This is a genomic window from Pseudomonadota bacterium (assembly GCA_034660915.1).
Lineage (GTDB): Bacteria > Desulfobacterota > Anaeroferrophillalia > Anaeroferrophillales > Anaeroferrophillaceae > DQWO01.
In genome coordinates, this window is record JAYEKE010000196.1 from 1 (window position 1) to 8,756 (window position 8,756).

Here is an 8,756-nt window from a genome sequence, read left to right on the forward strand (position 1 = left end):
GGCGGCTTGATCGGCCTGGTTGAAGAGGGCGATATCATCGCCATTGATATTCCCGGCAAGACCCTGACCCTGAAAGTGATCGATGACGTGCTGGCCCAGCGCCGGGAAAACTGGCAGCCATTGCCGGTCAAGATCACCACTGGCTACATGGCCCGTTATGCCCGGCTGGTAACTTCCGCCAATACCGGAGCAGTGTTTAAATAACGGTATACGGTGTAGGGTGTACGGTACAAGGTAAAAACCTTAAACCTTAAACCTTAAACCTTATACCTTATACCGTAAACCGTACACCGTAAATTCATGCATACTTATCTCGACTGCTATCCATGCTTCCTGCGCCAGGCACTGGCCTCATTGCGCCTGATAACCGATCAGGAAACAGAGCAAAAACGGGTGCTTGACCAGGTCATGCAGGCCCTGCCCACCCTGCCGCTGGCATATTCTCCTCCCAGGATTGCCAAAACCGTCTACGAAATTGTTGCCAGGGAAACCGGCATTGAAGACCCGTATCAGGAGATTAAAACCGCCTCCAACCGCCAGGCGCTGGCAGCCCTGCCGGAACTGGTAAGAATTATTGCGCAAAAACCAAACCGCTTACGGGCGGCCGCGTCCCTGGCAATTTCCGGCAACCTGATAGACTTTGGGGTTCAGCACGAAGGATTTAAAGTCAGCGAAGGCTTGAACAGCCAAATCCCGGACCATTTTGATCTTGATGATTTTCCCGCTTTTGAACAGCAGTTACCGGGAACCACGAAATTGTTGTATATCGGTGATAACGCCGGAGAAATTGTTGCCGATAAAATTTTTATTTCTCAGATGAAGGCCGCCTATCCCCAGCTTAAAGTGGGATTTGCCGTCCGCGGCACTCCGATCATCAATGATGTAACCATAGTTGATGCCGAGCAGGTGGGGATGGCTGAAGTTGCCGGAATTATCAACAGCGGTTGCCGGGCACCGGCACTGCTGGAAGATGAGATGAGTCCGGAAATGGCTGACTGGTTTTATCATGCCACCATGATTATTGCCAAAGGGCAGGGGAACTATGAAGCTTTAAGCCAAAGTAAGCAGGCCATATTTTTTCTGCTCCAATGCAAATGCCCGGTAGTCGCCGATGATCTGAAAGTAGAAGTGGGAAGCACAATCTTCAAATACCACCGCAGAAAGCAGGGTAAGCTTAAATAACTGCAATGCAATATCTGAAAAAAACATTTTTTTACACTCTGATTTTTCATTTGTTTTTTCTCACGGAGACACAGAGGCACAGAGACACCTAAAAAAGTTTGTTTTTCTCTGTGGCTTTGTGCCTCTGTGAGAGTTTTCTTGTTTTTATTTAACTCTTCAAGTCCTTCATGGTAGAAAAACAAATAAGGAGGATAAATCATGTCTGACTGTCTGTTCTGTAAAATCATTGCCAAGGAAATACCCGCTGAAATTATTTATGAAAATGATCAGATCCTGGCCTTCAAGGACATCAACCCCAAAGCGCCGGTGCATCTTCTGATCGTTCCCAAAAAACATTATGACACATTGAACGATATTCCCGATAATGAAATGGAAGTCATTGCCGAAGTCCACCGGGCGGTCAAACATCTGGCCCGTGAATACGGGGTAGCTGAGAGCGGCTACCGGACCCTGGTCAACACCAACAAGGAGGGTGGGCAGGTAGTGTTCCATGTTCATTACCACCTGATCGGCGGCCGGCAGCTGCCGGTGTAGAACGGTGCAAAGTATACGGCTGGCCAGTATACCTTTATCCTTAAACCTTAAACCTTATACCTTATACCTTGAACCTTGAACCTTATATAAACCGCACTGAATCTTTCTACTGTGCTGATCATCCCAGCCTGCTTTGGGAAATGACCATCTGCCAGAGCCTGGCCAATGCGGAATCAGCTTATGCCAAAGCCTTGAAACAGCCGGCAAGTTATGGCAGCCTGGTGGGGAAATATCTGCGGGAAACAGCAGAACTGTCGGCACAACCTGAAAACATCATTGAGGTGGGCGGCGGCTATGGCTCACTGATGGCCGGGCTGCTGACCATGGTTCAGCCGAAAAAGCTGACCATGGTAGACATCTCCGGTTTTCTGCTTAAACAACAGCAACAGACCCTGAAAGACAGTCCGGCTGAATTTATCTGCCAGGATATTTTTTCTTTTTTGCCCAGCTTACGGCAACCCGTAGACCTGCTGATTGCCAATGAGATCATCGCCGATTTTCCCACCGCCACCCGAATCGAACAAAAACTTTTACGCCCCCGCCTGGAAAGGACGGAAATCGTCAGCCCGGTACCTACGGAAAACCTGAGCAATCTGGACGCCGATGAATTGCTGGGCGAAGTAGCTCGCCTGATCGCTACCTACCGGCTGGATATCACTGATCTCCCCGATTTTTTTAATCTCAACCTGGGAGCCCTGCTCTTCATTGAACAACTGGCCAAAACCGATATTCAACGAATATTTATTACCGAACACGGCGCCGACACCGAACTTCCCTATCCCTTTTCCATCCAGCTGCGGACCTATGACCGGCGGGATAAAAATCCCCGCCAGGTCAAACTCAAGGACCATGATGAATACACCATTCGTTTTGACCACCTGGAAGCCGCTGCTGTGATGCTGGGTTTCAAAGTCAGGCGTTTCCACCTGATGGATTTGCTCCAGGTTCGCTTTGACGATGAAATCAATTACCTGCTGACCACCGGCAGGCCCACCAGCGAAGAACAGGAGATATTACTTGAATTTTATGAACATGTGGCGGAATACCAGGGAATGCTGCTGATCCGCAAAGAAACATAAAAAACGCCGGGGTTTTTCAACCCCGGCGTTTTCAGTTGTAACTTATGAAGCAGTAATAATCCGGGATATCCGGGCTTGGCTCATAGCGGTATTGGCCGCCGAACGAATCACACGATGTGATTCGCGGCGGACGCCTCGGAAGCCGGCCATGGACGGCCGGCGAGAATGAGCGAGAGCCATGCCGGGATATCCCTGTAACCAGTTTCTTTTACTTCTTCCCCTTGCCGTAGCCCAGCGGCACCACCGCTTCAGCAATTTCATCAAGAACTGTCGGGTCGTCAATGGTGGACGGCATGCGGAAATCCTCGTTATCAGCAATTTTACGCATGGTGCCACGCAGGATCTTGCCGGAACGGGTTTTGGGCAAGCGATTTACTACCGTCGCCTGACGGAAAGAGGCAACGGCGCCGATCTGCTCCCGAACCATCTGCACACACTCCTTGGCAATCTCTTCAGGGTCCTTGGTAACCCCGGATTTAAGGACGAAAAACCCCAGGGGGACCTGACCTTTCAGATTGTCTTCAACTCCCAGGACCGCGCATTCGGCCACATCGGGATGGGTGGCGACAATCTCTTCCATGCCGCCGGTGGACAGGCGATGACCGGCAACATTGATAACATCATCCACCCGGCCCATGATGTAAACATAGCCCTCATCATCAATATAACCACCATCACCGGTGAAATAGTAGCCTGGATACATACTGACGTAGGATTCCTTAAAACGCTGGTCCTGCTCCCACAAGGTCGGCAGGCAGCCTGGCGGCAGCGGCAGCTTGATGGTAACGATGCCCTCGGTATTGGGCCCCAACTCCTTGCCGTCATTGTCAATAATCTGGACATTGAAACCGGGCACCCGTTTGGTAGGTGATCCGGGTTTGATGGGGAGAGGTTCAATCCCCATACAGTTTCCGGCAATGGCCCAGGCGGTTTCCGTCTGCCACCAGTGATCAATGACCGGTTTCTGCAACAGATCAGAAGCCCAATGGTAGGTATCGGGATCGAGACGCTCACCGGCCAGGAAGAGATATTTAAAGCAGGAGAGGTCATACTTTTTCAGCAACTCACCATTGGGATCTTCCTTTTTGATCGCCCGAAAAGCCGTCGGCGCCGTAAACAACACCTTGACCTTGTGCTCGGAAATCACCCGCCAGAAAGCGCCGGCATCCGGGGTACCCACAGGTTTTCCCTCATAAACGATGGTGGTACAGCCCAGCATCAAAGGCGCGTAGACAATGTAGGAATGGCCGACAACCCAGCCGACATCGGATGCCGCCCAGTACACATCCCCGGGCTGCACATCATAGACATTACGCATGCTCCATTTCATCGCCACCGCGTGCCCACCGTTATCGCGCACCACCCCTTTGGGAATCCCGGTAGTTCCGGAGGTATAGAGAATATAGAGCGGATCAGTGGCGGCCACGGTAACACATTCAGTTGGTTCGGCCACTGCCATGGAATCATCCCAATCCAGGTCCCGACCGGCAATCAGCTCGGACTGCACCTGTGGCCGCTGGTAAATAATGCATTTATCCGGTTTTACCTCAGCCAGCTCAATGGCTTTGTCCAGCAGCGGTTTATAAGCAATAACCTTGGTTGCGCCTTCCAGTCCGCAGGAAGCGGAGATAATCAGTTTCGGCTTGGCATCATTGATCCTGATTGCCAGTTCATTGGGAGCAAAACCACCGAAAACCACCGAATGAACCACCCCAATACGAGCACAGGCCAGCATAGCCACCAGGGTTTCGGGAATCATTGGCATGTAGATAATGGCCGTATCCCCTTTTTTCAGCCCCTGAGCCCGGATCACCCCGGCAAAACGGGAAACCTGGTCCTGAAATTCGCGATAGGTAATTTTTTTAACCGTGTTGGTCTGGGGACTGTCGTAAATAATGGCTACCTGGTCAGCCCGGCCGTTTTCCACATGATAATCGACTGCATTGTAGCAACTGTTCAGTTCCCCGCCGGTAAACCAGCGGTAAAAATAGGGCTTGCCATAGTCATCCAACACCTTATCCCATTTTTTTACCCATTGCACATCCTCGGCGGCTTCCGCCCAGAAACCATCCGGATCTTCAATGGAACGACGATACACCTCATCATATTTCCCCATACTGTCCTCCTCAATCTAGTGGTTATCTATAATTACCAGCTCATCAGGCAACTGTAGGCTACCTTGAAAAATGGCCTTTTTGCTCGATTACCGCGTTAGGCTCAAGTTAGGCTCAAATTATAATCCTCAAAATATGAAATATATTCCTGCATTTATAAGTAAACACTCGCGTACTACTTACAAATTGTCTCGATGTGGTGACAGAATTCAGAATTCAATTCTGTCCCCGTGCGAAGCAGGGCGAAGCAAAGGTGCAAACCAGGGCGACAAGCAGGGCGAAGCATTTTCCATACATGTATACAATATTAACTCTCATAAACCATAGACAGGGCCCATGTCAAGAACATATGTTGCGGCAATAAATGAATAATTGCACAAAGTTAAGATGAATGCCCCTTCAGTTTAACCATCATTTTTCCCTTGACATTTTCCTGCTCCTCTTATAGAAAAAAATTATCGGTATAATAAATAAACACTCTTGTTTTACTGTATACTTAAAAGCCTGGTAAAAACGCAATGATTATCCGGGCATGTGGCCACACATCAACACTTTCAATGAAACATTAATCTAAAAACAACAGACAGTGCGTTTTACAAATGACAACCATAATACTGCGGTAATTCCCGCAAACTGAGCCGGGCAAGTAGTCTGGTTTCAAAGTTTTATTATGAAGCCAGATTTTAGTGGAAAACATCACTTAACTTTTACAGAGAAGGAGGATTTTCATGGCTGACGCAACAGAACTGAAAAAAGTCTATCCGGTACCGGAAGAGTTCCGCAAAAAAGCGTACTTCAAAAGCCGGGAAGAATACCAGAAACTGTACGATGAATCCATCAGCGATAACGATGGCTTCTGGTCCCGGATCGCCGAAGAGTATGTCACCTGGTTCAAAAAATGGGACACCGTTCAAGACTGGAAATTCAGCAAGGATGAAGTCTACCTGAAATGGTTTCTGGGCGGCAAGTTGAATGTCTCCTACAACTGCCTTGACCGCCACCTGGAAAAACGCGGCGATCAGGTAGCGATCATCTTCGAAGGCAACGAACCCACGGTCGATAAGAAATTCACCTACAAGGAGCTGCATGAGCTGGTCTGCAAGTTTGCCAACGTCATGAAGGCCCATGGCGTCAAAAGAGGCGACCGGGTAACCATCTACCTGCCGATGATTCCCGAGCTGGCCATTACCATGCTGGCTTGTACCAGAATCGGAGCCATGCATTCCATCGTCTTCGGTGGCTTCTCGGCTGACGCCCTGAAAGACCGGATCCAGGATTGCGATTCCAATTTTCTCATCTCCTGCAACGGCTACTTCCGCGGCGCCAAGGTTATCGACCAGAAAAAGAACGTCGATGCCGCCGTGGCCCAGTGTCCGACGGTTAAAAATACCGTTATTGTCAACCACGTAGACGAGGTTGACGCACCCATGAAGGATGGTTTTGACCTCTCTTACCAAGATGAGATGGCCAAAGTCGATGCTAACTGCGAACCGGAATGGATGGACGCCGAAGATCCGCTCTTCCTGCTCTATACCTCCGGCTCCACCGGCAAACCCAAAGGGGTTATCCACACCACCGGCGGCTACCTGGTCTATACCTCATTTACCCATAAAAATATCTTTGATTATCATGACGGCGACATTTACTTCTGTGCCGCCGATATTGGCTGGGTCACCGGGCATTCCTACATCGTTTACGGCCCCTTATGCAACGGTGCCACCAGCGTTATGTTTGAAGGAGTACCCAACTATCCTGATGCCGGCCGCTACTGGGATATCATCGGCAAGCACAAAATCAACACCCTCTATACCGCGCCGACCGCCATCCGCGCCATTGCCGGCCAAGGCGACAAATACGTCACCAGTCGCCTTGACCAACTTGACAGCCTGACCCTGCTGGGTACCGTTGGCGAACCCATCAATCCGGAAGCCTGGAAGTGGTATTATGAGCTGCCCGGTCGGAGCAAATGCCCGATCGTCGACACCTGGTGGCAGACTGAAACCGGCGGTATCCTGATTACCGGCCTGCCCGGCGCCATCGACATGAAACCCGGCTATGCCACTACCCCGTTCTTCGGTTGCGACCCATTGATCGTTGAACCCGCCACTGGCGTCGAAATTAAAGGTCCGGGGGAAGGAGCCTTGTGTATCCGCCGGCCATGGCCTGGTCTGATGCGCGGCGTCTACGGCGACCCAGAACGTTTCAAAATGACCTATTTCGTCCAGTATGACGGCTATTACTTCACCGGTGACGGCGCCATGCGCGAAGAAAACGGTGATTACCGGCTCATGGGCCGCATTGATGACGTTATCAACGTCTCCGGCCACCGGATGGGTACCGCTGAAGTAGAAAGCGCCCTGGTATTGAACGATAAGGTCGCCGAAGCCGCGGTTGTCGGTATGCCGCACGAAATCAAGGGACAGGGCATCTATGCTTACGTTACCCTGAATTCCGGCGTCGAAGGCACTGACGCGCTCAAGAAAGAACTGGTCACTCTGGTCCGTAAGGAGATTGGGCCCATCGCCAGCCCGGATATGATCCAGTGGGCACCGGCACTGCCAAAAACCCGCTCCGGGAAAATCATGCGCCGCATCCTGCGCAAGATTGCCGCCAATGAAGTCGATCCTAAAGGCTTCGGCGACACCTCAACCCTGGCTGACCCCTCCGTGGTTCAAGGCCTGGTTGACACCCGGGAAAACCGCGGTTAATTTTACGTTTATCTCTTACCAAAAAGGCGGGCTCAGGCCCGCCTTTTTTCTTCATTATCCCGACTCCTGACTTCTAACTCCTGACTTCTGATAAATAATGATCAACCACATTGGCTTTACCTCCAGTATTCCGGTGGAAATTATTTATGCTGCCGGACTCATACCCTGTGACTTAAATAATCTCTTTATTGGCGATCCACATCCAGGATCATTAATTGAGCAGGCCGAGGAATCCGACTTCCCCGCCACCAGCTGCGCCTGGATTAAGGGAATTTACTCCACTATAAAAAAACATGGGATCAGAAAGGTGGTTGCGGTGGTCAGCGGCGACTGCAGCAGCACCCATGCCCTGGCTGAAGTGCTGGAATATGAAGGGGTGGAGATTATTCCTTTTGCCTTCCCCTTAAACCGCAACCCCAAAGCCATGGAGCAGGAGCTGGAGGAATTTCGCCGCTATTTCAGGGTTTCCCGGGACAAGGTCAAAGACTGCAAGCGAAATCTTGATGCCATTCGCCGGCAACTGGAGGAGCTGGACCGTTTAATCTGGGAAGAAGGACGGGTGAGCGGGGAAGAAAACCATCGCTTCCTGGTAAGCGCAAGTGATTTTAGCGGCAGTCCGAAACATTTCAGCCATGACCTCAATACTTTCCTGCAGGCAGCCCGGCGGCGCCAACCGAAAACACCAACTCTCCGCTTAGGGATCATCGGCGTCCCGCCGATCATCAGTAATTTTTATCCCGTCATTAAAGAACTCGGGGTGGAAGTAGTATTCAACGAGGTCCAGAGACAATTCAGTATGCCTGGTGCCGGGAACCTGGACCTGGCCGGCCAGTATCTGGCTTATACTTACCCCTATGCCGTCAGTGGTCGGATTGCCGACATCAAAGCGGAAATCGACAGGCGGCGGATTGACGGCATCATCCACTATGTCCAGTCATTCTGTTTCCGCCAGATTGAAGATATCATCATTAAAAAAGAGCTGCCGGTTCCAGTATTGACCATCGAGGGTGACCGACCGGCCCCGGTGGACGGCCGCACCATCACCCGGCTGGAAACATTTATTGAAATGCTCCAGGGCCGTCAGAAAACTCCACATCCCCATCCATTTTTCTGACAATCACTCCCGCCGCGAAATCATC

Annotated in this window: 8 protein-coding genes; 6 read left to right on the top strand and 2 right to left on the bottom strand. The window is 50.8% G+C overall.

The genetic code is table 11. The annotated features are described in order from the left end of the window. From U9P07_11180 to U9P07_11195, 4 genes are all read left to right on the top strand, one after another. The coding region (locus U9P07_11180) for a dihydroxy-acid dehydratase (protein MEA2109970.1) at nt 1-204 on the top strand (204 nt) is incomplete at its 5' end. 96 nt (nt 205-300) lie between these two features. Further along, on the top strand, nt 301-1,182 hold the full coding sequence (locus U9P07_11185) for an ARMT1-like domain-containing protein (protein MEA2109971.1): 882 nt from the start codon (nt 301-303) through the stop codon (nt 1,180-1,182). A gap of 198 nt (nt 1,183-1,380) precedes the next feature. Then, nucleotides 1,381-1,716, top strand: a complete 336-nt coding sequence (locus U9P07_11190) for a histidine triad nucleotide-binding protein (protein MEA2109972.1) — start codon at nt 1,381-1,383, stop codon at nt 1,714-1,716. Between the two features lie 140 nt (nt 1,717-1,856). Then, entirely contained in the window at nt 1,857-2,795 is a 939-nt protein-coding gene (locus U9P07_11195) for an SAM-dependent methyltransferase (GenBank protein MEA2109973.1), read from the top strand. 42 nt (nt 2,796-2,837) lie between these two features. Here U9P07_11195 and U9P07_11200 read toward each other — a convergent pair whose 3' ends face one another. Beyond that, nucleotides 2,838-2,975, bottom strand: coding sequence for a hypothetical protein (locus U9P07_11200; GenBank protein ID MEA2109974.1), 138 nt, complete (start codon nt 2,973-2,975; stop codon nt 2,838-2,840). Between the two features lie 28 nt (nt 2,976-3,003). Next, nucleotides 3,004-4,911: a propionyl-CoA synthetase gene (locus tag U9P07_11205; GenBank protein MEA2109975.1), complete on the bottom strand. Its 1,908-nt coding sequence runs from the start codon at nt 4,909-4,911 to the stop codon at nt 3,004-3,006. 726 nt (nt 4,912-5,637) lie between these two features. On the opposite strand from U9P07_11205, the gene acs reads away from it, so the two are divergent. Beyond that, nucleotides 5,638-7,617, top strand: coding sequence for an acetate--CoA ligase (gene acs / locus U9P07_11210; GenBank protein MEA2109976.1), 1,980 nt, complete (start codon nt 5,638-5,640; stop codon nt 7,615-7,617). Between the two features lie 97 nt (nt 7,618-7,714). Further along, nucleotides 7,715-8,731, top strand: coding sequence for a 2-hydroxyacyl-CoA dehydratase family protein (locus U9P07_11215; protein MEA2109977.1), 1,017 nt, complete (start codon nt 7,715-7,717; stop codon nt 8,729-8,731). Nucleotides 8,732-8,756: the final 25 nt, after the last annotated feature.